The organism is Muriicola sp. SD30 (assembly GCF_041205185.1).
Taxonomy (GTDB): domain Bacteria; phylum Bacteroidota; class Bacteroidia; order Flavobacteriales; family Flavobacteriaceae; genus Muriicola.
Map to the genome: position 1 here is coordinate 853,782 of NZ_JBGEWB010000001.1, position 24,085 is coordinate 877,866.

21 protein-coding genes are annotated in these 24,085 nt (G+C 42.6%); 15 read left to right on the top strand and 6 right to left on the bottom strand.

The genetic code is table 11. The annotated features are described in order from the left end of the window. Positions 1-65 precede the first annotated feature (65 nt). Positions 66-626, bottom strand: a complete 561-nt coding sequence (locus AB8P51_RS03880) for a collagen-like protein (RefSeq protein WP_369747444.1) — start codon at positions 624-626, stop codon at positions 66-68. A 224-nt stretch (positions 627-850) separates the two neighbouring features. On the opposite strand from AB8P51_RS03880, the gene AB8P51_RS03885 reads away from it, so the two are divergent. From AB8P51_RS03885 to AB8P51_RS03910, 6 genes are all read left to right on the top strand, one after another. Then, the gene (locus AB8P51_RS03885) at positions 851-2,785 is read left to right on the top strand and encodes an alpha-1,4-glucan--maltose-1-phosphate maltosyltransferase (protein ID WP_369747445.1); all 1,935 of its coding nucleotides are present in this window, start codon (positions 851-853) and stop codon (positions 2,783-2,785) included. 2 nt (positions 2,786-2,787) lie between these two features. Then, positions 2,788-4,422, top strand: a complete 1,635-nt coding sequence (locus AB8P51_RS03890; protein ID WP_369747446.1) for a trehalose synthase — start codon at positions 2,788-2,790, stop codon at positions 4,420-4,422. A 17-nt stretch (positions 4,423-4,439) separates the two neighbouring features. Next, complete coding sequence (glgB, locus tag AB8P51_RS03895; protein ID WP_369747447.1) at positions 4,440-6,335, top strand: 1,4-alpha-glucan branching protein GlgB; 1,896 nt, start codon at positions 4,440-4,442, stop codon at positions 6,333-6,335. A 99-nt stretch (positions 6,336-6,434) separates the two neighbouring features. Further along, the gene (locus tag AB8P51_RS03900) at positions 6,435-8,834 is read left to right on the top strand and encodes a glycoside hydrolase family 31 protein (protein WP_369747448.1); all 2,400 of its coding nucleotides are present in this window, start codon (positions 6,435-6,437) and stop codon (positions 8,832-8,834) included. 32 nt (positions 8,835-8,866) lie between these two features. Then, positions 8,867-9,679, top strand: coding sequence for a M48 family metallopeptidase (locus tag AB8P51_RS03905; protein WP_369747449.1), 813 nt, complete (start codon positions 8,867-8,869; stop codon positions 9,677-9,679). A 68-nt stretch (positions 9,680-9,747) separates the two neighbouring features. Then, positions 9,748-11,064 (top strand): MFS transporter, encoded by a 1,317-nt coding sequence (locus AB8P51_RS03910; RefSeq protein ID WP_369747450.1) that lies wholly within the window; start codon positions 9,748-9,750, stop codon positions 11,062-11,064. A 39-nt stretch (positions 11,065-11,103) separates the two neighbouring features. Here AB8P51_RS03910 and AB8P51_RS03915 read toward each other — a convergent pair whose 3' ends face one another. The 4 genes from AB8P51_RS03915 to AB8P51_RS03930 are packed head-to-tail and all read right to left on the bottom strand — an operon-like array spanning position 11,104 to position 14,023. Further along, a complete protein-coding gene (locus AB8P51_RS03915; RefSeq protein ID WP_369747451.1) occupies positions 11,104-11,832 on the bottom strand; it encodes a head GIN domain-containing protein in 729 nt (242 codons plus the stop codon). A 16-nt stretch (positions 11,833-11,848) separates the two neighbouring features. Beyond that, entirely contained in the window at positions 11,849-12,937 is a 1,089-nt protein-coding gene (locus AB8P51_RS03920) for a hypothetical protein (RefSeq protein WP_369747695.1), read from the bottom strand. Beyond that, positions 12,918-13,469: a hypothetical protein gene (locus AB8P51_RS03925; RefSeq protein WP_369747452.1), complete on the bottom strand. Its 552-nt coding sequence runs from the start codon at positions 13,467-13,469 to the stop codon at positions 12,918-12,920. Before AB8P51_RS03925 ends, AB8P51_RS03920 begins: the two co-directional genes overlap by 20 nt. Further along, complete coding sequence (locus AB8P51_RS03930) at positions 13,466-14,023, bottom strand: RNA polymerase sigma factor (RefSeq protein ID WP_369747453.1); 558 nt, start codon at positions 14,021-14,023, stop codon at positions 13,466-13,468. The genes AB8P51_RS03925 and AB8P51_RS03930 overlap by 4 nt, the downstream gene beginning before the upstream one ends. 199 nt (positions 14,024-14,222) lie before the next feature. Between AB8P51_RS03930 and lon the strand changes: the two genes are divergently transcribed. After that, a complete protein-coding gene (lon, locus tag AB8P51_RS03935) occupies positions 14,223-16,691 on the top strand; it encodes an endopeptidase La (RefSeq protein ID WP_369747454.1) in 2,469 nt (822 codons plus the stop codon). A gap of 76 nt (positions 16,692-16,767) precedes the next feature. Further along, positions 16,768-17,472, top strand: a complete 705-nt coding sequence (gene cmk, locus AB8P51_RS03940; RefSeq protein ID WP_369747455.1) for a (d)CMP kinase — start codon at positions 16,768-16,770, stop codon at positions 17,470-17,472. An 18-nt stretch (positions 17,473-17,490) separates the two neighbouring features. On the opposite strand, the gene AB8P51_RS03945 is transcribed toward cmk, so the two are convergent. Further along, the gene (locus tag AB8P51_RS03945; protein ID WP_369747456.1) at positions 17,491-17,871 is read right to left on the bottom strand and encodes a LysM peptidoglycan-binding domain-containing protein; all 381 of its coding nucleotides are present in this window, start codon (positions 17,869-17,871) and stop codon (positions 17,491-17,493) included. A 258-nt stretch (positions 17,872-18,129) separates the two neighbouring features. On the opposite strand from AB8P51_RS03945, the gene rpsA reads away from it, so the two are divergent. From rpsA to pdxH, 7 genes are all read left to right on the top strand, one after another. Then, entirely contained in the window at positions 18,130-19,962 is a 1,833-nt protein-coding gene (gene rpsA / locus AB8P51_RS03950; RefSeq protein ID WP_369747457.1) for a 30S ribosomal protein S1, read from the top strand. Positions 19,963-20,138: 176 nt separating this feature from the next. Then, positions 20,139-20,678 carry a bifunctional pyr operon transcriptional regulator/uracil phosphoribosyltransferase PyrR gene (gene pyrR, locus AB8P51_RS03955; RefSeq protein ID WP_369747458.1) on the top strand — a complete coding sequence of 180 codons (540 nt, stop codon included), beginning with the start codon at positions 20,139-20,141 and terminating at the stop codon, positions 20,676-20,678. 4 nt (positions 20,679-20,682) lie between these two features. After that, entirely contained in the window at positions 20,683-21,609 is a 927-nt protein-coding gene (locus AB8P51_RS03960; protein WP_369747459.1) for an aspartate carbamoyltransferase catalytic subunit, read from the top strand. A gap of 6 nt (positions 21,610-21,615) precedes the next feature. After that, the gene (locus tag AB8P51_RS03965; protein ID WP_369747460.1) at positions 21,616-21,948 is read left to right on the top strand and encodes a ribonuclease Z; all 333 of its coding nucleotides are present in this window, start codon (positions 21,616-21,618) and stop codon (positions 21,946-21,948) included. A gap of 3 nt (positions 21,949-21,951) precedes the next feature. Continuing rightward, positions 21,952-22,428 carry a DUF3291 domain-containing protein gene (locus tag AB8P51_RS03970; protein WP_369747461.1) on the top strand — a complete coding sequence of 159 codons (477 nt, stop codon included), beginning with the start codon at positions 21,952-21,954 and terminating at the stop codon, positions 22,426-22,428. Continuing rightward, positions 22,425-23,330 (top strand): ribonuclease Z, encoded by a 906-nt coding sequence (locus AB8P51_RS03975; RefSeq protein ID WP_369747462.1) that lies wholly within the window; start codon positions 22,425-22,427, stop codon positions 23,328-23,330. Before AB8P51_RS03970 ends, AB8P51_RS03975 begins: the two co-directional genes overlap by 4 nt. A gap of 78 nt (positions 23,331-23,408) precedes the next feature. Beyond that, positions 23,409-24,056 carry a pyridoxamine 5'-phosphate oxidase gene (gene pdxH, locus AB8P51_RS03980; protein ID WP_369747696.1) on the top strand — a complete coding sequence of 216 codons (648 nt, stop codon included), beginning with the start codon at positions 23,409-23,411 and terminating at the stop codon, positions 24,054-24,056. The last annotated feature ends 29 nt before the right edge of the window (positions 24,057-24,085 follow it).

Here is a 24,085-nt window from a genome sequence, read left to right on the forward strand (position 1 = left end):
TTTCAAAAATAGACATAAAAAATCCCCTGCAGTAGTCTCCAGGGGATCTTTAATAAATATTTAGCTTAATCCAGTTTTATGCGGTGGATGTCTTTCTCTTCTACCTGTAGCAGTCTCATAACAGCATCGATATTAGAAGGATCCATCTTGGAATTCTCTCCGTATTCTGCCGGTACTATAGCGATTCTGAATACCTGGTTATCTGTGTCACCTGGCATTAAAGTGCTTAAGTCAAAATCGGACTCCAGAAAAATGCTGACATCAAAAAAAGTGTGATCGTAATTGTACTGCAACAATCCCTGATTTAAGATTCTGGTCTGTGGTAGGAGTCGCCAGATGTCAACTGGTTCTGCGTCATCGGTCTGATCCCAGAGGATGTAGACAAAAACCAGATCAGATTCAAATACCTCAACGGTAGTTGGGAATTCGTAAAACAGTGTATATTCATTAGCGGCATCAAATGTCCCTTCAATTTCAAAGACTGTGCCCAGAATATTCACTCCGTCTAGCCCGTCAAGGCCATCTCTTCCGTCAAATCCGGGAGGTCCAGGAGGTCCTGCCGGACCTTCACATGAGATTGTTAGGGCCGCAATAATTGTGCTGATAATAAGTCCGATTTTTTTCATAATTCATTTCATTTTAAGGTTCCGCTTTCTGAGAAAAACGGAATGGGTTTGTCTTGATTGTATAATTTTTTACTTCGTTAGGATATACTGTTTCAAAAAGCGTTCCAAAAATTGTAAAAAGGCCTGATTTCTATTGTAAATCCCTGTAAATTTATAGGTTTTAGGAGATTCATTTCGGTATAATTTTCTATTTTTAGCCAAAACCAAAGAAACCAGTTATGCCAATGAAACAAGAGAGGGTGGTGATCGAAAATGTGAATCCACAACTCCAGTGTGGTGCGTATTACATCAAAAGAGTAGTAGGGGAAGAAGTGATTGTCTATGCGGATGTTCTCGGCGATGGCCACGATGTAATTCAGGCGGAGGTTGCATACAAACACCAAAGTGAAAAGTCATTTACCCGGCTTCGGATGAATCACTTAGGAAATGATGTCCACCAGGCAGTTTTTTCAGTAAAAAAACAAGGGTATTATCAATATAAGGTTGAAGGCTGGGTAGATAATCCCCTGAACTGGCAACATGGAATAGAGGCAAAGTTAAAAGACGGACAGCTGGTAAGCAGCGAATTGCTGGATGGCGTTCAGTACCTGGAGGCATTATTGAAAAAATTAAATGGAAAGGAGAAAGAGTACATTTCAGGTCTTGTTGATGCCTTTCAGAACAAGGATAAGTACGATCAGGCTGTAAAAGAAGCGGTCTCAGATAAGCTGCACGGGATGTTTGTGAAGCATCCTTTGAAAAACCTCGTCAACTCGAGCACTGTTTTACAGGTATATGTAGACCGGAAGAAGGCAAACTTCAGTACGTGGTACGAGTTTTTTCCACGCTCCACGGCATCGGAGGAAGGCCGGCACGGCACCTTCAAAGATGCACAGCGATTATTGCCTAAGATTTCAGCCATGGGCTTTGATACGGTTTATCTGCCCCCCATACATCCCATTGGGGAGGTAAATCGGAAAGGAAAGAATAATACGACCACTGCAGAGGAAGGAGACAGTGGGGTTCCCTGGGGTATTGGATCCAAGGAAGGAGGGCACAAATCTATCCATCCCGAACTCGGGTCAGAAAAGGATTTTAAGGACTTTATAAAAAAGGCATCAGAATACGATCTGGAAGTAGCAATGGACCTGGCGTATCAGGCTGCCCCTGATCACCCCTATATCACTTCTAACCCTGAGTGGTTTAGAAAACGGCCCGACGGGACCATGCAGTACGCAGAGAATCCACCAAAGAAGTATCAGGACATCGTCAATTTTAATTTTGAGTCGAAAGACTACAAAAAACTATGGCAGGAACTTCTGGATGTCACCTTACATTGGATTAGTTTCGGGATCAGGATTTTTCGGGTTGACAATCCACATACCAAACCATATTATTTTTGGAACTGGCTTATAGAAGAGGTGAAGAAAGACTATCCCGATGTCCTCTTCCTGGCCGAGGCCTTTTCCAGGCCGAAAGTGATGCAGCAACTGGCCAAACAGGGTTTTTCCCAATCGTATACCTATTTTACCTGGAGGGTACACAAAGACGAGCTTATCGAGTACGTTACCGAGCTCACTCAGTCGGAAATGAAGGAATATTACCGTCCCAATTTCTGGCCCAATACGCCCGATATCAACCCATACCACCTGCAGGGGGCCAATGAGAGTATGCACCTGATTCGCTATGCCCTGGCTGCCACCTTATGTGGGAACCTGGGAATCTACGGCCCGGTATTCGAATATATGGTCACCGATGCCATGCCGGGGAAAGAGGAATACCTGCATTCTGAGAAATACGAAGTGCGGTTCTGGGACTGGGGTATAGAAAACAAGATTACTCATCTGATCACCAAACTCAATCTTATTCGAAAGAACCATCCGTCTTTACAACAAACGAATAATATCAGATTTTGCAGGATAGATAATGATAATCTGATGGCCTTTTACAAATGGAATGATGAGGGGACAGATGAAACCCTGATGGTGATCAATCTCGATTCTAACTACGCTCAACAAGGTATGGTACAGTTGCCCCTCGGGGAATTGGGTGTTGAAGCCGGAAAACCCATTCAAATGCGCGATCTGGTAACAGACAATAGTTATCTTTGGTACAGTGAATGGAATTTTGTGGAATTACCACCGAGTCTGCCCTTTCATGTTTTTCAAATAAAAAAATAACGATGGCCACTAAGAAGCAGGAATCTTCTCTCCAGGCACCCTACGTTTTTGATGTAGAGTGGGAATCCCTGATGGATGATAAGAAGTTTATATCGGCCTTCCTCTCTGAAATACTTGAAGAATATGTGGTAAAACAACGCTGGTACGGAGGAAAGAGCAGTAAACTCAAATACATTGAATTACAGGAATATTTCAGGATACAACAGAAAGGTGAAGTATACTACGGCCTGTTGTTGGAGGTCAACTTTGAAGAGGCTTTTTACCAGCATTATTTTCTGCCGATCGCCTTTGTTTCTGACGAATCCTTTGCTGAAAAAGACAGAATTCTGCCACTTAGCATAAAAGGGCAGGAAGGTTTTATCATAGATGCGCTAAATCTGGAAGCTTTCAGAAAGCTGGTTTATGAACGAATTATAACGGCAGAACCTAATGATACCACCCGGGTACAGTACCACCATAGCATCAATTTCAATGGGGAGCCTTATGAAACCTCAAAATTTATGGGGATGGAGCAGAGCAATACCTCCATCGTGATCAACGGGAAATCGGTTATCAAGTTCTTTCGAAGGATTTATGCCGATAAAAATCCCGACTATGAAATGAGTCGGTTCCTCTCAGAACGCAAAGAATACAAAAATACGCCTCCCTATCAGGGGAGTCTGAGTATTATCGACTCAGATAACGTAAGTGTTACCATAGCCCTGATGCAGGAATTAATACCCAATCAGGGTGATGCCTGGGAATATATGCTGAAAGAGCTCCATAAAGTGTTCAGTAATCTGGAGAATAAACATATCAATGTAGATCACCTTCCGGATGTTCCTTTGTTTACGCGCCTGAAAATCAACGATGTACCACCTGAGATCATTGACTGGGCCGGACTTAATGTCTTTATGAAGTTACAAACCCTCGCGAAGCGAACAGCAGAAATGCACATTGCCCTGGGTTCAGAATTTGAGGATACGGCTTTTACCCCTACAAATTTTACGGGAGATTATGAGGTCTGGCTGAAAAACAGACTGCTGTATCAGTTTCAAAACCGACTCAATACAGTTGAAAATAATTTACACCGACTAAAAGATCTTTCCCTGGAACTGGCAAAAGAATTTCTCGAACGCAAAAACGAAATAAGAAAGCGGTTTGTTGATTTCGACTGGACGAAACTGAAAGGGGAGCGCCTCAGGGTTCACGGGGATTACCATCTTGGACAGGTCCTTGTTAAGGAGGATGATTTTTATTTACTCGATTTTGAAGGTGAACCGGAAAGCACCATCAGAGACAGAAAGGTAAAACAACCTCCGCTCAAGGATGTGGCAGGGATGTTTCGGTCTTTTCATTACGCCGTCTACGCTACCATATTTAACAATGAAGAAAGTTATCCCTATTCAAGACAGGAGCTTTTTAAAGCTGGAGAGATACTATACCGTTATTTTGTAGGGGTTTTTATGGAAACCTATGTAGAACTTATCCAACAGCACAATATCAATATCGGCTACAGCCAGGAACGAATTTTTATCCTGAAATACTGTATGCTTGAAAAAGCAGTATATGAACTGGGATATGAAATGAACTCAAGACCGATATGGGCAGTGATTCCACTACAGGGAATCATGAGTATTTTAAACAAAACTAACTAACAACAAACAAGATAAACATGGGCAAGGTTACCCCCCACAGCGTATTTTCAGAATTTGATATTAACTTGTTCAAATCCGGTAAACATTACCGACTATACGATAAGTTAGGTTCGCACCCCATGGAAGTCAACGGGGAAAAAGGGACCTATTTTGCCGTATGGGCTCCAACGGCCAAATCCGTTTCGGTAGTAGGCGATTTTAATTATTGGCTCGAAGGCGACCATAAACTCAATGTTCGCTGGGATGCCAGTGGCATTTGGGAAGGCTTTATCCCCGGGGTAAAACCTGGAACAAAGTATAAATATAAAATCCATTCTCACAACCAGGATATAAAGACTGAAAAGGCTGATCCTTTCGCTCGTTATTCTGAACACCCTCCTAAAACGGCTTCCATTGTCTGGGATAAATCTTATAAGTGGAAAGATAAAAAGTGGATGGAGACACGAAAGGAGAAAAACAGCCTTGATGCTCCCTATTCGGTCTATGAAGTACACCTGGGCTCCTGGAAAAAGAACGATAAGAACGAGTTTCTGACCTATGAGGAATTGTCAAAAGACTTGGTGGCCTATGTAAAGGAAATGAATTTTACCCACGTAGAATTTATGCCGGTAATGGAATATCCCTATGACCCATCCTGGGGGTACCAGCTAACGGGCTATTTTGCACCAACTTCCAGATTTGGCGAACCTGAAGGGCTGAAAAAACTGATCGATGCCCTACATCAGAATGGGATCGGGGTTATACTCGACTGGGTTCCTTCCCATTTTCCGGAAGATGCACATGGCCTTGGCTTTTTTGACGGCTCCAGTCTTTATGAACACCCCGACAGGCGCAGGGGGTATCACCCCGACTGGAAATCCCTGATTTTTAATTATGGCAGAAACGAAGTCAGAGCATTCTTAATCAGCAATGCTTTGTTCTGGTTAGACCAGTACCACGTAGATGGTCTGAGAGTTGATGCGGTTGCCTCTATGCTTTACCTGGATTATTCACGGGAAGAAGGCGAATGGGAACCCAATATTTACGGGAATAACGAAAACCTGGAAGCAATTTCCCTTATCCGGGAGTTAAATGAAGAGGTCTATAAAAGCTTTGAAGGAGTACAAACCATAGCTGAGGAATCTACTTCTTTCTCGATGGTATCGAGACCTGTAAGTATAGGTGGCCTTGGTTTTGGGATGAAATGGATGATGGGATGGATGCACGATTCCCTGGAGTATTTTAAAAAAGAACCGGTATATAGAAGACATCATCAGAACGACCTTACTTTCAGTATGACGTATGCCTTTACGGAAAACTTTATGCTGCCTTTTTCCCATGACGAAGTCGTATACGGAAAACAATCCCTGTTGTATAAGATGCCCGGGGATGAGTGGCAGCGATTTGCCAACCTCAGACTGTTGTTCGGATATATGTTTACCCATCCGGGGACCAACCTTTTATTCATGGGGGCAGAGTTTGGTCAATCTTCCGAATGGAATTTCGAGCAAAGCCTGGATTGGCACTTATTACAATACGATTTCCACAAGGGAGTGCAGGAACTCGTTAAGGATCTCAATGCTTTCTACAAAGAGAATCCGGCACTTTTTGAAAAGCAATTCAGTTCTGAAGGCTTTCAGTGGATTGATTATGGAGATCATGAAAACTCAGTCCTGACATACATGCGTAAAGGCCATAAAGAAGAAAATGATCTGGTAATTGCCTGTAACTTCACGCCGGTTCCAAGGGAAAAATACCGGATAGGAGTTCCCAGAGCCGGCCAGTTCAAGGAGGTATTTAATACCGATGCCAAGAAATATGGTGGAAGCGGATCTAAAAATACCATCAGAAAAACCTCTAAAAAACCCTGGCACGGTCAGAAACAGTCGATCGAAATTACAATTCCTCCCCTTGGGATGGTCGTTTTTCATTAATAAGCCTTGCTATATCGTTGTAGTTTATAAATGATTATAAGATCATTTCAATATTAACCGGGAAAGTCTTTTTTTTGCCGATTGTTAAGATAACAACCTATGATCACTAATACAGAGTTAGAATATAAGGGGAATCTTTACCCCGACCAGATAGTTGATTTCAATCAAGATTCCGATAAGTTTTATTTTACAACCGATAATGGCGTTATTTTGGAAGTTACGGTTATACGGAATAGTACTATCAGGTTCCGTTATGCCACGGATCATGTAATGGAACCCGATTTCTCCTATGCCATCAGTCCGGATGCTCCCAGAGGCTACAAAGACCTGAAAGCAGAAGAAACCGATACAGAGTACCTGATCAGCACCGCTAAAGTAAAAATCCTGGTGGACAAGAAATCCCTCAGGGTTCAGATCTCCGACCTCGAAGGGAATATTATCAATGAAGATGAACTAGGCTTTCACTACGAAGAGAATTATACCTATGGGGGTAATTCGGTTAAAATGAGTAAGATAACCCAATCAGGTGAGAGCTTCTACGGCATGGGGGACAAGGCCACGCATTTTAATTTAAAGGGTAAACGAGTTCACAATTGGGTTACCGACCAATATGCTTTTGGGAAAGACCAGGACCCCTTGTACAAAGCTGTACCCTTCTACATTGGACTTCATCAAAACAAAGCGTACGGGATATTTTTCGACAATACATTTAAAACCCACTTCGATTTTGCTCATGAAAGAAGGAATGTAACCAGCTTTTGGGCCGAAGGAGGGGAGATGAATTACTATTTTTTTTACGGGCCCGATATATCACGCGTAGTAAGATCTTATACCGATCTTACGGGGACACCCGAGTTACCTCCTCTTTGGGCCCTGGGATACCACCAGTCTAAGTGGAGTTACTTTCCTGAAAGCAGGGTAAAGCAGATTGCCAGTAAGTTCCGGAAACTGAAAATTCCCTGTGATGCCATTTATCTCGATATTGATTATATGGATGGGTTCAGGTGTTTTACCTGGGATAAAACAAAATTCCCCGATCCAAAAAGGATGATCAATGAACTGAACGAGGACGGTTTTAAAACTGTGGTCATGATTGATCCGGGCATTAAGGTTGACAGGGATTACTGGGTGTATCAGGAGGCTATTAAAAACGACTATTTCTGTAAACGTGGCGACGGACCCCTGATGAGTGGGAAGGTCTGGCCCGGACAGTGTAATTTTCCGGATTATACCAATCCCAAGGTAAGAGAATGGTGGGCAGGCCTGTATAAAGAGCTGATGTCCGAAGTGGGAGCCCATGCTGTGTGGAATGACATGAACGAACCCGCTGTGATGGAAGTGCCTACGAAAACGGCACCTTTGGATACTCGGCACGACTTTGATGGTCATCCCTGTAGTCACAGGAAAGCGCATAACATTTACGGGATGCAAATGGTAAGGGCCACCTATGAAGGTGTTAAGAAATACGTTTATCCCAAGCGCCCATTTGTAATTACCAGGGCTGCCTATTCCGGTACCCAGAGATTTGCATCTACCTGGACAGGAGATAATGTAGCCACCTGGGAACACCTCTGGATCGCTAACGTACAGGTGCAACGGATGTGTATGAGTGGAATGTCATTTGTAGGTACCGATATCGGTGGATTTGCCGAACAACCCAACGGGGAGCTATTCGCACGCTGGATTCAGCTGGGGATTTTCCATCCGTTCTGCAGAGTTCACAGTAGCGGAGATCACGGAGATCAGGAACCCTGGTCTTTTGACAAAGAAGTCACCGATATCGTCAGGAAATTTATCGAACTCCGATACCAGTTATTGCCCTATCTCTACACTAGCTTTTATAAGTATTATAAGGATAGTGTTCCAATGATAAAACCATTGGTCTACCACGATCAGGAAGATCACCAGACACATTTCCGTACAGACGAATTCATATTCGGAGACCAAATACTGGTATGCCCTGTTCAGGAACCCAATGCCAAAGGGCGGCGGATGTATATCCCAAGAGGTAGATGGTTCAATTACTGGACAAACGAAACCCTTGAAGGTGGATCTGAAAAATGGGTGGATGCCGATATTGACAAGATCCCGATCTTTATCAAAGAAGGGGCTATCATTCCAAAATACCCGGTTCAACAATATGTTGGAGAGTTGACTATAGAAGAACTCCAACTCGATGTGTATTATATCAATGGTACTGAAAATTCAATGGTCTATGAGGATGCACAGGACGGATACGACTATACCAAAGGGGAATACAGTCTGCGTAACTTTAAATTAACTGGAAAAGACAAAGAGCTTATATTACAACAGTTTAAGGATGGGAATTATATCACTTCCTATGAGACCTTTAAACTAAATCTTATGGGACTCCCCTTTAAAATTAAGTCGATTAAACTCGATAACGAGACCATATCCCTGAAAGACGTAAAAATGAATGGTGGTAATACCCTGCATGTGACCAAAGATTTTACGACACTGCATATAATGGGTAAGTGATTTTTTGTAAATTCCACCCAAAGAATTTAAAAATGAAAAGGAAGATATACCTCATAGTTTTCGTGTTTCTAGGAATAGTGGGATGCAAGACCAATCCTTTCACCGGGAAGAGCACCTTAAACTTCTATCAGAACAATTCAATTTTCCCTACGGCCTTTGCCCAATACGATCAGTTTCTAAAGGAGAACAAGGTAGTTGAAGGGACCAGTGAGGCCAAAACAATTACAACTGTGGGGCAACGAATTGCCAAGGCCGCAGAACGCTGGCTTACTGCTAATGGGTATCCGGGGTATCTCCAAGACTACCAATGGGAATATAATCTGGTACAGAATGAGATGGTCAATGCCTGGTGTATGCCTGGAGGTAAAATTGTTTTTTATACGGGTATTTTACCGATTTGTCAGGATGAGACCGGAATCGCGGTCGTTATGGGGCACGAAGTTGCTCATGCCCTGGCAGACCACGGAGCTCAGAGGATGAGTGCAGGGATGATACAAGCGGGAATTGCGGTTGCGGGGAACATCGCCATAGACGATCCACAAAAACGGAATATCTTCAATCAGGCGTATGGTATTGGCTCTACAGTGGGAGTCATGCTTCCTTTCAGCCGGAGTCATGAAACAGAGGCAGACCGAATAGGTTTACAAATCATGGCAATCGCTGGTTACAATCCGGATGAGGCTGCTGAATTATGGAAACGGATGAAGGCGAATTCGGGCGGACAGGCACCTCCGGAATTTCTAAGTACCCATCCCTCCAATGATACTCGTATCAACAACCTTACTAACTGGGCACCTCTGGCCAAAGAAGAAGCCAGAAAATACGGTGTAACCAGCTTTCAATAGGGTATTACAGTCGTCCTGTAAACTTTATACAGGAATCGCTAATGCCTTAATGATCTTATACAGATACTATGGCCCGGACGATCCTTTTAAAAGGGAATAAAAAACTACTCAATGCCTGGGCTTTTTACGACTGGGCGAATTCAGTCTATAGCCTTGTAATTGCCTCTGCGATATTCCCCATCTATTACGGCCAGTTATTCAGGATTGCGGGAATTGAAAAGATTAGCATTTTTGGCGGGGAAATCGCCAGAGCTCCTTTGATCAGTTATACTACTTCCCTGGCCTTTGTTTGTATCGCGATTATTACTCCTTTCATCTCTGGAATCGCTGATTATCTGGGGAATAAAAAAGTCTTTATGCAATTTTTCTGCTATATGGGAGGAATTGCCTGTATTGGTCTGTATTGGTTCTCCCTGGAACACATTGAGGCCGGTCTTATTTGCTATTTCTTTGGCCTGGTAGGATTTTGGGTAAGTTTTGCAATCAACAACTCCTACCTGCCCGATATTGCCTATCCCGAACAACAGGACAGAATCAGCGCAAAGGGGTTTTCTCTTGGATATATAGGGAGTGTAATCCTCTTATTATTAAACCTTGCCATGGTGATGAAGCCAGCCACTTTTGGAATTCAGGGTGAGGGTGCAGAACTACTCGCCATGCGCTACTCCTTTGCTTCTGTAGGCATTTGGTGGATACTTTTTAGTCAGTATACCTTTTATCATCTGCCAAAAGGCAACAAAAGAAGCGGTCCCCGAAAGCGTATTATTTTAAATGGGTTCAGAGAACTCAGGGGCGTTTGGCAACAGTTGGGCGGGGAACGAAAATTAAAGCGTTACCTCGGGGCTTTTTTTGTATATAGTATGGCCGTACAAACGGTAATGCTTATTGCCGCTTATTTTGGGGAGGAAGAAGTAAACTGGGGCACGGATGAGGAGAGGACTATAGGACTTATCGTTAGTATTCTTGTGATTCAGCTGGTTGCGGTAATAGGAGCCACCCTTACTGCCAGGGCTTCAGAATTATTTGGAAACATTAAAACACTTGTGGTGGTCAATATCCTTTGGGTAGGAATATGTATTTATGCTTACTATGTGAGCAGTCCGACGGAGTTTTATATTGCTGCTGGCTGCGTGGGAGTAGTTATGGGAGGGATTCAGGCCCTGTCGAGATCAACCTATTCAAAATTTCTTCCTGATACCAAGGATACGGCATCATTCTTCAGTTTTTATGATGTCTCAGAGAAAATAGGAATCATTATAGGCACCTTCCTCTACGGAATGGTAGCACAGTTCACGGGAAGTATGCGTAACGCGACCATCTTTTTAGGTTTATTCTTTATCCTTGGGGCATTTCTTCTCCTTAGGGTAAATAAAAAAAGCCCCTGATTAAAGGGGCCTTTCATTAAGTTATTTTTAGTTGGGTGTCTATCCTTTCGAAATATCCCCGGATCCGGATGTTTTACTGTCTATTTTCTCGGGATTTCCGCGATAGGAAATATCCCCCGATCCCGAAACCCTGGCTTTGAGCGATTGATTGGCCGTCACCCTGATGTTCGCAGAACCTGATACTGTTGCACTTACGTGATTGGCATCTAACTCATAGGCCTGTACATCCCCGGAACCCGATATCCGTACTTCCATAGTATCGGTATTGCCACTCAGATCCATATCGCCTGACCCTGATACGGTAACCTCAAGATTGTCAACCTCCACTTCAATTTCCATATCCCCTGAACCAGACATTCTTGTGCTAAAGTCGGTTCCCTTTAACACAGTTTTTCCTTCGAGATCTCCCGACCCGGACATACTCAGGGAGCTGATCTCTTCAACAGGGATAGTCACGGAGATACCTCCCGACTTCCAGGAAGAGGGCTGAAGGTTGATTCCTTTTTCAACTTTTACAACCAATTTTCCATCTTTTACTTCAGTGATGATGTATTCCAGGAGGTTCTCTTCTCCTTTCAGACTTACAGAACCTTCTTTTCCTGAGACGAGTACAACATCAAACCAACCACCTACTGAGACACCGTCATAGTCTCCTGTGATACGTTCAATTGTGACTACCTCTCCGTTCCCTTTTACTTTCTTACCCCACTGTGCACAGGACATGTTTGCTACGATAAGGAAGATGCTAAGAATTCCTACTTTTTTCATTTTTTGTGTTTTTATATTATCTTTTTATTAATGCTACACTCCCGTATTCACTGGTAATAGAAATCAGGTTTCCGCTGTTCTCCTTCCCGTAATATCCCTTGTAGTAGCGGTCACTTCCTTTTTCTTTGCTGATGGAAATTTCAAGATCTTCCTTCCCGCTAAAACCGGAGTATTCGGTAGTGATCTCAAAATCGAAGTTGTAATTGGCATTATAGCCTATTTTAATTCCCGTATAATCGGTTCTTAATTGAACATTACCGGCATCAGCAGCCATTTCTTCAATTTTAATTCCTCCGTAATCGGCATTGATATCCACATTACCGTGAACTTTGCCCAGCTGAACATTGACATAATCTCCATTCCCCATGACATTACCTACACTTTCTACTTCAATACTTCCATAATCATTAGAATATTGCAAATTTCCCATTTCTCCAATATTCGCGTTCGTATAATCAGCGCTGATCAATAGATCTCCTGCCTTTTCCAGGGTAAAACCAGAGTAGTCGGCATTGATCTTTCCACTATTCATATAGCCGATAAACGACTTCGATGTATAATCAAAACTCAGGTCATTATTTCTTCCCCTCAGTTCCCCGATCTGCAGCCTGCCGTAGTCACAACTGATCTTGGCATACCCGTCAATCCGGTCGAGAGTGATGTTCCCATAATCGTTACTTAGATGAATACTGTTTTTTACTGGCAGTTTGATGGTATAGTCGATTTGCATACTAACATGATCTTTCTTTCCCCATTTCCAGTTCCAGCCTTTATCCTTATTAAAGATAGTTTTTGCCGAAACCATACTCTGACTGGCATCGAATTGCACGCTAATCTCATCTAGTTTCTCCTGCACTTTTTCCTCATCGTTGCCGTTGGTTTTGATCACCACATCGATCACAATGCGATTTTCATTCCAGGAAGCCAGGGAAATATTTCCATAACTATTTGAAACTTTTAGTACGGCATCTGCATTGACGGAATACTCTTTTTTAATAGTCTTTTCTTTGGTGTATTTACCCTTCATCGGATCACCATGGGCACCTGCCAGCAGGGGTACGGCACATAAGAAAAGAAATAACTTCTTAGATAGTAAAGTTTTCATCATTTTGTTCTTTAAGATTTTTAACGGTTTCTACTTTTTGCATTACATCTTCCAAAAGATCTATACGCATTTGAAAATTCTGAACCATCGCACTGAGGATAATCTTGTAATCACCTCCTTGGAGTAGATCGGTTCTCATTTGGTTGTAATCTGCCTCCAGATAGGCCAGTTGGTTCATTGCATCCGCAACGAGTTTCTTGGCTTCAGGCGTGTCTTCTTTTTGAAGCAGGCTGAGTTGCTCTTGTATTACTCCTGCGAAATAAACTTCTGTATTGGTTACTTCAGGGGCGATATCTGCCAGCGTGGCGTCTGGGGTAAGTACCTGAGAGAAATTACCCAGAAATAATCCAAACATCAATAGGATTGAGGCGGCTATAGCCAGGGGTTTCCACCAGGATACTCCGCCCGTTTTACTTTTATTTTCTGAATTTAGCTTATCCAGGAACCGGGCCTGATGCCCAGCCATAGGTTCTTCCATGTCCAGTTCCGGAACAATTTTTTTAAATAAGCTTTCTAAATCGTGGTCTTTCATGATTTTACGGGATCTATTTTCTTGCGTAAACTTTCTTTTGCTCTGGAGATGATGGTCCGGCAATTTGCATAACTGATATCCATCAATCCGCAGATCTCTTCATAATCATATCCTTCAATTAAATGTAAGGTCAGAGAAACTCTGTAGTTTTCTTTCAGCGATTTCATTGCTGTCAAAACTTGTTGAGCCAACTGTTCTGTATCAACATCATTCGCATCAGCTACGTCATTATCCCTGACCTTGTACAGTGTATCATTGATGGATACTTCATTCTTTTTTTTCCGGTTCCGGTAGCTCACAAGGCTTTTGTTGATGACAATTCTTTTTAACCAGGCTCCAAAGGCTACATTCCCTTTAAAAGAATGAAGCTTGGTAAATGCATTCAGGAAGGATTCCTGCATTATATCTTCTGCTTCTGCTCTGTCTTTGACTATCCTGTAGGCCGTATTGTACATCGCTTTATAATATCTGTTGTAAATTTCCATTTGTGCCCGTTGATTTCCCTTTAGACACAATTGCAACAAGGATTCTGTATGTTCTCCTACTTGGCTCAAAAAGTATTCGATTTGTTATATAGATAGCTCAATTTACTCATTGTTACAGTTTTTGAATAAAATTTAAATACTTGGCATGGGAATTGTCCATAAAAGAGGACTTCTATACTCGAAAAAGCCTGTATACCAAGTGATTTTAGAGAGAAGGAATTAGAAAATTGCAATAGAAACTAAAAATCGTTCATCTGTAAATGACAGAATGACGGTTCACATAACTATGGGAGACGCAAAAATTATACAATTTGACAATATGTCGTTACAGGATATAAACGACGAATCGGAATTGATTCCACTTTTAACACCGGAGGATGAAGAAGAGATGCGGAATGAAGTACTGCCCGAAACCCTTCCGATTTTACCTTTGAGAAATACAGTTTTATTTCCGGGAGTCGTAATACCTATTACTGCCGGACGGGATAAATCCATTAGCCTTATCAAATACGCCAACAAAGGGTCGAAAGCCATTGGGGTGGTATCGCAGAAAGATGAGGAAACTGAAGATCCGGGGGTAAAAGATATCAATACCCTGGGAACGGTGGCAAGGATACTGAGAGTACTCCAGATGCCAGATGGTAATACCACGGTGATTATTCAGGGGAAAAAGCGCTTTGAAATTGCAGAAGTGCTTACCGAGAAGCCTTATATGACCGCTACGATCAGAGAGGTTAAAGATGATGATGTAGATCAGGAGGGGGAGGAGTTCCTGGCTATTATCGAATCGATTAAAGACATTGCGCTAAAGATCATCCAGGACAATCCGAATATTCCCAGTGAGGCCTCGTTTGCAATCAAGAATATAAACAGCAATTCGTTCCTCATCAATTTTGTCTCATCAAACCTAAACCTTAGCGTTAAGGAAAAACAGGCCTTGCTGGAAATCGGGAACCTAAAAGAAAGAGCCCTTGCTACTCTTAAGCACCTGAACGTGGAGCTTCAGAAACTCGCCTTACAAAAGGATATTCAGTCGAAAGTAAGAAGTGACTTAGACCAGCAGCAAAGGGAATACTTCCTGCATCAGCAAATGAAGACCATACAGGAAGAGTTAGGTGGGGCCTCTTATGATGAGGAGATTGAAGAAATGCGCATCAAAGCCAAGAAGAAGAAATGGGGAGAGAAAGTAGGGGAACATTTTGATAAAGAATTGGCTAAGATGCAGCGAATGAATCCCCAGGTGGCAGAGTACAGTATCCAAAGAAATTATCTGGATCTGTTCCTGGAATTGCCATGGGAGGAATTCTCCAAAGATAAATTTGACCTTAAACGAGCACAGAAGATCTTGGACAGGGACCATTATGGCCTGGAAGATGTAAAAAGACGAATCATAGAATATCTGGCCGTATTAAAGCTCAGAAATGACATGAAATCGCCCATTCTTTGTCTATATGGACCTCCGGGGGTGGGGAAGACCTCCCTTGGGAAATCGGTTGCTGAGGCATTAGGCAGGCAGTACGTAAGGATGTCTCTGGGTGGATTGCGAGATGAGGCCGAGATCAGAGGACATAGAAAGACGTATATCGGAGCCATGCCGGGCAGGATTATCCAGAGTATTAAAAAAGCCGGAACTTCAAATCCCGTCTTTATCCTCGACGAGATCGACAAATTATCAAGCAGTTACCAGGGCGACCCTTCCTCGGCCATGCTGGAGGTGCTCGATCCTGAGCAGAATAATGAATTCCACGACAATTTCCTGGAAATGGGGTACGACCTTTCAAAGGTAATGTTTATAGCTACGGCCAATAATCTTTCATCGATACAACCGGCGTTGAGAGACAGAATGGAGATTATCAATGTAACGGGGTACACCATTGAAGAGAAAGTTGAGATCGCCAAAAGGCATCTTTTACCCAAACAACTGAAGGAACACGGTCTTACAGCTAAGGATTTGCGGATCGGGAAAAGACAACTGGAGAAAATCGTAGAAGGATATACCCGTGAGTCGGGAGTTCGAACCCTGGAAAAACAGATTGCCAAAATGGTCCGATACGCGGCAAAATCTATCGCGATTGAAGAGGATTATCAGGTAAAAGTGACCAACGATGTTGTTGAGGAGGTCCTGGGTCCACCCCGTCTTGAGAGGGATAAATACGAGAATAATGAAGTAGCCGGTGTTGTTACCGGTCTTGCATGGACCAGTGTAGGGGGGGATATTTTGTTTATCGAGTCGATTTTATCCAAAGGGAAAGGACAGCTAAATATTACAGGGAATTTAGGGAAGGTGATGAAGGAATCCGCTACCATTGCCATGGAATACATAAAATCTAATGCAGACAGCTTTGGAATCAATCCTGATGTATTCGACAATTACAATGTGCATATCCATGTTCCTGAAGGAGCTACTCCCAAGGATGGTCCCAGTGCGGGAATTACCATGCTAACTTCACTGGTATCCCTTTTTACCCAGAAAAAAGTGAGGAAGAGTACCGCGATGACAGGAGAAATCACCCTGCGGGGCAAAGTGTTGCCGGTGGGGGGAATAAAAGAAAAAATCCTGGCGGCAAAAAGAGCCCGGATCAAGGATATCATCTTGTGTGAGGATAACAGGAAGGATATTTTGGAGATTAAACCCGAATACCTGAAAGGACTCAGGTTCCATTATGTTACCGACATGAGTGAGGTGATTGACCTGGCCATTACGGATCAAAAGGTAAGGAACGCCAAAAAACTTTAGAAGAGCATCAGAATGATTCAAAAAGGAAATTGACATCGCCGATAGTCAGTTTCCCCATTCTGCTTATTTTTGGGATATGAATAAAATAATCATCGCCATTGACGGGTATTCTTCCACAGGGAAGAGCACTATGGCGAAACAGCTGGCAAAGGCCCTGGATTATGTTTATGTGGATACGGGTGCGATGTACCGCGCAATCACTCTTTTTGCAATTGAAAGTGGATGCATAGGCCCTGCAGGATTTAAAAAGCAGGCTCTGTTGGAGGCTCTTTCAGGAATAGAACTAAAATTTAAATACAACCCAACGCTGGGGTTTTCTGAGATGTTTCTCAATGGAAGAAACGTGGAAAAGGACATCAGAACCCTTGAAGTATCTCAATATGTGAGTCAGGTTTCTGTAGTTCCGGAGGTGCGTGAAAAAATGGTGGCTCTGCAAAAGGTAATGGGAGAAAATAAAGGTCTGGTCATGGATGGCCGTGATATTGGAACCGTGGTTTTCCCGCAGGCCGAGTTAAAGATTTTTATGACAGCATCACCTGATATCAGAGCAACAAGGCGTTACAAGGAGTTGCTCGACAGGGGGGAGGAGATAAGTTTTGAAGAAGTACTAGAGAATGTTCAGGCCCGTGATTACATCGATTCACACCGGAAAGTCTCTCCCCTGAAACAAGCTGAAGATGCTGTAGTCATAGACAACTCTTCTATGAACCAGAAGGAACAGTTTGAACGTGCTTTGGCACTTGCTGAGCACAAGATTCAGAAAAATAAAAAAGGCGCTTAAAAGCGCCTTTTACAGTTATTATAGGTTGGGAATCACCAGTACCTGATCGGGATGGATCATATCTGGATTTTTAAGGATATCAGTGTTGGCAGAGAAAATCTGCTTATACTTCATCGGATCACCGTAATAATGCTTAGCTATCTTACTTAGGGACTCACCACTTTTAACAACGTGTCGGTGATAAACGCTATCATCCGCAACAGTGATGTTCGCCTTGATGTCGGAAGGACTTTGACCACCAATTTCTTTGATCTTATCCCACAAGAGGTTTTTTTCGTACTGTGTTTTGGCCTGTCCTTTCACCTTTAACACTCCATTTTCCTCGCTAACTTTCCCGTCTGCGATCCCTAATTTTTCCCCTAGAGAAAGAACTCCCTGGTACTTTTCTTTTACGCTCATTGTTTACTATTTAATAGGTTTTAATAATGATCTGAAAGATACAAAAACTGGAAAGATACCGGGACGAACGGAATAAATTGTTAATATTTTTATTGTGGTCTGATATTAAGGTTGTTAAAACAAGATTTAAATTGTACTTTTGCACACCTTTTTGGCAAGTATTTAAGAGGAAAAGGGACAAAAAAACAAAAGAAAAACACCTTCCATAGACGTTGTCTTACTCTTAGAGGTTTATGGGATACAAATTAAAATCAGCAAATGGCTGACAAGAAAACAACAACAACAGAAGAAACTCAGGTAGCTGAGGTCGTTCAGGAAGAAAAGGTAGAAACCCCCAAGCAAGATCCTAAGGAGTTCCTTAAGAATTTTGACTGGGACAAGTATGAAGAAGGAATTGAGCGAGTAGATGATTCCAAATTAGAGGAATTTGAAAAATTAGTAGCAGAGAATTTCGTTGATACAGCTGATGAAGAGGTTGTAGAAGGAACTGTAACACACCTTACAGACAGAGAGGCGATTATTGACATCAATGCCAAGTCTGAAGGAGTCATTTCCCTCAATGAATTTCGTTACAATCCCGGCCTTAAGATTGGTGACAAAGTAGAAGTACTTATTGATATCCGCGAAGATAAAAGCGGACAGCTCGTACTTTCACACAGAAAAGCGCGTACGATAAAGGCATGGGATAGGGTTAACGCTGCCCATGATAAAGAAGAAGTAGTTACCGGTTTTGTAAAATGCAGAACCAAAGGTGGAATGATCGTGGATGTTTTTGGAATCGAGGCGTTCCTGCCAGGTTCTCAGATCGATGTGAAACCCATAAGGGATTACGATCAGTACGTTGGGAAGACCATGGAATTCAAAGTGGTGAAGATCAACCACGAATTCAAGAACGTGGTAGTATCTCACAAAGCACTTATTGAAGCGGATATCGAAGAACAGAAGAAAGAAATTATCAGTCAGCTTGAAAAAGGTCAGGTCCTTGAAGGTGTTGTGAAAAACATCACTTCATACGGAGTCTTTATCGACCTTGGAGGGGTAGATGGACTGATACATATTACCGACCTGTCATGGAGCAGGATCAACCATCCAAACGAGGTGGTAGATCTGGATCAGAAGCTCAATGTGGTAATTCTCGATTTCGATGATAATAAGTCGAGAATCCAATTAGGTTTAAAACAGCTGGAAAAACACCCATGGGATGCCCTTGGAGATGAATTCAAAGTTGGAGACAAGGTAAAAGGAAAAGTAGTAGTAATTGCTGATTACGGTGCCTTCCTGGAGGTTGCTGAAGGAGTAGAAGGACTTATCCACGTTTCTGAAATGTCATGGTCCACACACCTTAGATCGGCTCAGGATTTCGTAAAAGTAGGAGATGAACTGGAAGCAGTAGTTCTTACGCTCGACAGAGAAGACAGAAAAATGTCGCTAGGGATCAAGCAACTGACGCCAGACCCATGGACCGATATCACTTCTAAATATCCTGTTGGATCAAGACATAAAGGAATCGTCAGGAATTTTACCAACTTTGGTGTATTCGTTGAGTTAGAAGAAGGAATTGATGGGTTGATTTATATTTCTGACCTGTCCTGGACTAAGAAGATAAAACATCCTTCAGAATTTGTAACTGTTGGAGATACTCTTGAAGTGGAAGTGCTCGAATTGGACGTGGAAGGACGTAAGTTAAGCCTTGGCCATAAGCAAACCACTGACAACCCCTGGGATAAATACGAAAAGGAATTTGCCGTGGGCACAGTTCACAAGTCGGCGATTACTGAAATCGTAGACAAGGGTGCAGTGATCGACTTTAACAAGGACATTACGGCTTTCGTTCCACAGAGGCATATGGAGAAAGAAGATGGCAAAAAGCTGGGCAAAGGCGAAGAAGCCGAATTCAAGATCATTGAGTTCAACAAAGAATTCAAAAGAGTAGTGGCCAGCCATACTGCAATTTTCCGTGAAGAAGAGCAACGTAACGTAAAAGCGGCACGTAAAAAAGCAGCAACTCAGGCTGATGAATCGAAACCCACACTTGGGGACGCCAACGAACAATTACAGGCGTTAAAAGATAAAATGGAAGGGAAAAAGTAATAGTAGATTTCCATGATATCTAACTTGAGTTATAGAATATACCCCGACAGGCAAGTCGGGGTATTTTTTTGCCCTTTTGTCTCGGGAACAGGATTTGAGAACGATCATAAAATGGCCCCGCAATTATTGGTTAGAAATCGCTATTTTTGCTTTCGAATATGTTGGTAGCGCAAACCATGAGTCAAAAAGTACTTCTTTCCTCAAAAGAAATCCAAATTATTTTACATCGTCTTGCGTGCCAGCTTTTGGAAAACCACCTTGATTTTACCGATACTGTACTGATTGGGATACAACCCAGGGGTAGCTTTCTTGCCAATCGACTGGCTAAACTTCTCAAAGACGAATACGAGGTAAAGGAAATCAAGTTAGGATTACTCGACATCACTTTTTTTCGCGACGATTTTCGCAGGGGAGAAAAACCCCTGGAAGCGAGTACCACCAGTGTAGATTTTCTCGTTGAAGGAAAAAAGGTGGTCCTTATTGATGATGTATTGTATACGGGGAGAAGTATCAGGGCAGCACTAACGGCAATACAGTCTTTTGGCAGGCCCAGTGAGATTGAATTACTTACTTTAATTGACAGAAGATTTAGCAGACACCTTCCCATACAACCTAATTACAGGGGCAGGCAGGTGGATGCCATCAACCAGGAGAAGGTAAAAGTGCTCTGGAAGGAGAATGAGGGGAAAGATGTGGTCTATTTAGTAAACAGATAAGCGAATGCCGGCATTAAGCGTTAAACATTTACTGGGAATAAAATATCTGAACGAAAAGGATATCCAGTTAATATTTGAGACCGCAGACCAGTTTAAGGAAGTGATTAACCGATCGATAAAGAAGGTCCCTTCCCTCCGAGATATCACCATCGCAAATATATTTTTTGAGAATAGTACAAGGACCAAACTAAGTTTCGAACTGGCAGAAAAACGTTTGTCTGCCGATGTGTTGAATTTCTCTGCTTCCCAGTCTTCCGTTAAAAAAGGAGAAACGCTGATTGATACCGTAAACAATATCCTGTCTATGAAGGTAGACATGGTGGTGATGCGGCATCCCAATCCGGGAGCTGGTATTTTTCTGTCCAAGCATGTAAACGCCTCTATCATCAATGCAGGTGACGGAGCCCATGAACATCCCACTCAGGCCTTACTTGATTCCTACTCGATACGTGAAAAATTAGGGGATGTAGCAGGGAAGAAGGTGATCATAGTAGGAGACATATTACATTCAAGGGTAGCACTTTCCAATATCTTTGCCCTGAAACTACAAGGAGCCAAAGTTAAGGTATGTGGCCCCAAGACCTTAATTCCCAAACACATAGAAAGTCTTGGGGTGGAAGTGGAGCCCGATTTGAGAAAAGCACTTGCCTGGTGTGATGTCGCCAATATGCTCAGGGTACAAAACGAGCGGATGGAGATAAGTTACTTCCCAACTACACGTGAATACACCCAACAATACGGTATCAACAAAGAAATTCTTGAGAGTCTGGATAAGGAAATTGTAATCATGCACCCCGGACCCATCAACAGGGGAGTTGAGATCACCAGTGATGTTGCAGATTCATCCCAGTCGATCATCCTGCATCAGGTTGAAAATGGGGTGGCCATTCGCATGGCAGTGATTTATTTATTAGCTTCCCAGTTAAATTAACAGCATATGATTTTTGATAAGGAAGGTAACCGGACCATTGTTTATCAGGAGGACATAAGCCTGCCGGCCTTTGTAGAAAATCTCAGCAAGGCCTATGAGAAAATAAAAAATGATCATATCGTGGTGAATCTTTTTTCATTTGATAAACTCACCTCAAATGATATTCTCGAATTTCTGGAAATTTCCAGACTTCATAAGAAATCAGGGAAATCTTTTGTCCTGGTTACAGACAAACTTGATTACGATGATGTACCCGAAGAAATTAGCCTGGCGCCCACCATACAGGAAGCTCGGGATATTATAGAGATGGAGGATATTGAAAGGGACCTTGATCTTTGATGGATGAATTATCACTTTGCACAAGTCAATATAGCTAAAGCCAGGTATCCCTTAGAGGACCCCAGGATGGCCGATTTTGTTAATAATACAAACCAAATCAACGCCATAGCTGAAAAGAGTCCCGGTTTTATCTGGAGATGGGTAGAGGAACCCCAGAGTGATGCTGCTGAGGTATTTGGTGACCCGGCACTGGTTGTGAATATGTCGATATGGGAATCACGGGAAGCTTTAATGGAATTTACCTATCACAGCCCACATGTGGAAATCTACAAACGAAAGAACGAATGGTTTGAGAAGTTGAATTCAGCTCATATGGTATGTTTTTATACTAAGGAAAGTGAAATCACCTTGCAGGAAGCCAAGAGGCACCTTGATTACCTTAATAAAATGGGAGAAACTCCTCTGGCCTTTAGCTTCCGTTCCTCATTCAGCGCGAATGACGCCGAGAAATACCTGACTAACAAGTCAATTCGTTTATGAAACTCCACATCCTAGGGTGTCATGCGGCAACGCCCTCCTTAAAAGGCAATCCTACTTCCCAGGTCCTGGATATCCGAAATCATATTTTTCTGATCGATTGTGGGGAAGGTACCCAGGTACAATTGAGAAAACAGAAGATAAAGTTTGCCAGGATCAACCATATTTTTATCTCTCACCTTCACGGGGATCATTTTTTTGGCTTACCCGGGTTACTTTCAACCTTTCAGCTGCTTGGTAGGGAGAAGGAATTACATGTTTACGGACCATCAGGTTTAAAAGAAGTTATTATTTCTATTCTTAAGCTGGGTAATTCCAGGACCAATTATCCCTTGATTTTTCACGAATTAAAGGAGAGTTTTTCGGAATTGATCTTTGAAAATGAGAAAGTTGAAGTAAGGACCATTCCCCTCAACCACAGAGTTTATACAAATGGATTTCTTTTCTCAGAAAAGACCAAGGAAAGAACACTGAATATTGAAGCCGTTGCCAAATACAAGGTAGACAAGGCTTTTTTTAAGAATATTAAAAACGGGAAAGACGTTCGGCTTGATTCCGGAGAAGTGATTTCAAATACCCTCCTAACCTTTGATCCACCTTTACCCAAATCATATGCCTACTGCAGCGATACAGCTTTTGATCTTTCTATTGTTCCTTTGATACACGGTGCAGATCTCCTTTACCACGAATCTACCTTCCTGTCCAAGGAAGCTCATCTCGCAGCTAAAACAAAGCATTCAACGGCTCTGGAGGCAGCCAAAATTGCCAAAGAAGCTGGGGTAAAGCGTTTACTGTTGGGGCATTTCTCAACCCGATACAAACAGAAGAAGTCATTCCTGGATGAAGCTTCGGTAATTTTTACTGAGGTAGATCTGGCGGAAGATGGAAAAGTACTTGAGATATAGATTGAAAAAGAGGTCTTAATTTCCCTTTTTGCAAAGATTTCACCAACTTTGTTACCTATGGAAAGTAAGGGTTCAGATATGGAAAAAGACTTAGGCGATTACCGCAAAGCCTATCAAAAAAGTGCCCTGCATGAAACTACCGTATCGGATAACCCCCTGGAACTTTTTCAGAAGTGGTTTCACGAAATTGAAAAATCGGGAACTTCCGATGAGCCCAATGCCATGACGGTCTCCACCCTGGGATTAGACGGATTTCCCAAAAGCAGGGTCGTGCTTCTTAAAAGGTATACCTATGAGGGTTTTATTTTTTACACTAATTATTTAAGTGAAAAAGGGAAGGCAATTGAAAAAAACCCCAGGCTTTGTCTTTCGTTTTTCTGGCCCGGAATGGAACGGCAGGTGATCATCAAGGGAACTGCTCAGAAGATACCTGAAAATATGTCGGATGGATATTTTGAATCCAGACCCACAGGGAGTAAATTAGGTGCAATAGTTTCTGAACAAAGTGAAGTGATTCCTTCACGTGATGTTCTGGAGGAGAAACTAAAAGAACTCGAAAAAAAATACGAACAGGGCGAGATACCCCGGCCTGAATATTGGGGAGGGTATCTGGTGTCGCCGGTGTCAGTGGAATTCTGGCAGGGAAGACCCAATCGCCTTCACGATCGTTTGCGGTATACGCTGCAAGAGGATTACAGCTGGAAATTAGAAAGGCTGGCTCCTTAGCAGCAAGGCCTGTACTTATTTTATTGAGC

What these genes read in the sequence shown, in the direction of transcription:
- cmk (WP_369747455.1), top strand. Translation starts at nt 16,768, where the DNA reads ATGAATAAAATAATCATCGCCATTGACGGGTATTCTTCCACAGGGAAG.
- AB8P51_RS03925 (WP_369747452.1), bottom strand. Translation starts at nt 13,469, where the DNA reads ATGAAAGACCACGATTTAGAAAGCTTATTTAAAAAAATTGTTCCGGAA.
- AB8P51_RS03880 (WP_369747444.1), bottom strand. Translation starts at nt 626, where the DNA reads ATGAAAAAAATCGGACTTATTATCAGCACAATTATTGCGGCCCTAACA.
- AB8P51_RS03910 (WP_369747450.1), top strand. Translation starts at nt 9,748, where the DNA reads ATGGCCCGGACGATCCTTTTAAAAGGGAATAAAAAACTACTCAATGCC.
- AB8P51_RS03970 (WP_369747461.1), top strand. Translation starts at nt 21,952, where the DNA reads ATGAATTATCACTTTGCACAAGTCAATATAGCTAAAGCCAGGTATCCC.
- AB8P51_RS03960 (WP_369747459.1), top strand. Translation starts at nt 20,683, where the DNA reads ATGCCGGCATTAAGCGTTAAACATTTACTGGGAATAAAATATCTGAAC.
- glgB (WP_369747447.1), top strand. Translation starts at nt 4,440, where the DNA reads ATGGGCAAGGTTACCCCCCACAGCGTATTTTCAGAATTTGATATTAAC.
- AB8P51_RS03915 (WP_369747451.1), bottom strand. Translation starts at nt 11,832, where the DNA reads ATGAAAAAAGTAGGAATTCTTAGCATCTTCCTTATCGTAGCAAACATG.
- AB8P51_RS03905 (WP_369747449.1), top strand. Translation starts at nt 8,867, where the DNA reads ATGAAAAGGAAGATATACCTCATAGTTTTCGTGTTTCTAGGAATAGTG.
- AB8P51_RS03945 (WP_369747456.1), bottom strand. Translation starts at nt 17,871, where the DNA reads ATGAGCGTAAAAGAAAAGTACCAGGGAGTTCTTTCTCTAGGGGAAAAA.
- AB8P51_RS03975 (WP_369747462.1), top strand. Translation starts at nt 22,425, where the DNA reads ATGAAACTCCACATCCTAGGGTGTCATGCGGCAACGCCCTCCTTAAAA.
- pdxH (WP_369747696.1), top strand. Translation starts at nt 23,409, where the DNA reads ATGGAAAAAGACTTAGGCGATTACCGCAAAGCCTATCAAAAAAGTGCC.
- rpsA (WP_369747457.1), top strand. Translation starts at nt 18,130, where the DNA reads ATGGCTGACAAGAAAACAACAACAACAGAAGAAACTCAGGTAGCTGAG.
- AB8P51_RS03885 (WP_369747445.1), top strand. Translation starts at nt 851, where the DNA reads ATGAAACAAGAGAGGGTGGTGATCGAAAATGTGAATCCACAACTCCAG.
- AB8P51_RS03920 (WP_369747695.1), bottom strand. Translation starts at nt 12,937, where the DNA reads ATGAAAACTTTACTATCTAAGAAGTTATTTCTTTTCTTATGTGCCGTA.
- AB8P51_RS03890 (WP_369747446.1), top strand. Translation starts at nt 2,788, where the DNA reads ATGGCCACTAAGAAGCAGGAATCTTCTCTCCAGGCACCCTACGTTTTT.
- AB8P51_RS03900 (WP_369747448.1), top strand. Translation starts at nt 6,435, where the DNA reads ATGATCACTAATACAGAGTTAGAATATAAGGGGAATCTTTACCCCGAC.
- AB8P51_RS03965 (WP_369747460.1), top strand. Translation starts at nt 21,616, where the DNA reads ATGATTTTTGATAAGGAAGGTAACCGGACCATTGTTTATCAGGAGGAC.
- lon (WP_369747454.1), top strand. Translation starts at nt 14,223, where the DNA reads ATGACGGTTCACATAACTATGGGAGACGCAAAAATTATACAATTTGAC.
- pyrR (WP_369747458.1), top strand. Translation starts at nt 20,139, where the DNA reads ATGAGTCAAAAAGTACTTCTTTCCTCAAAAGAAATCCAAATTATTTTA.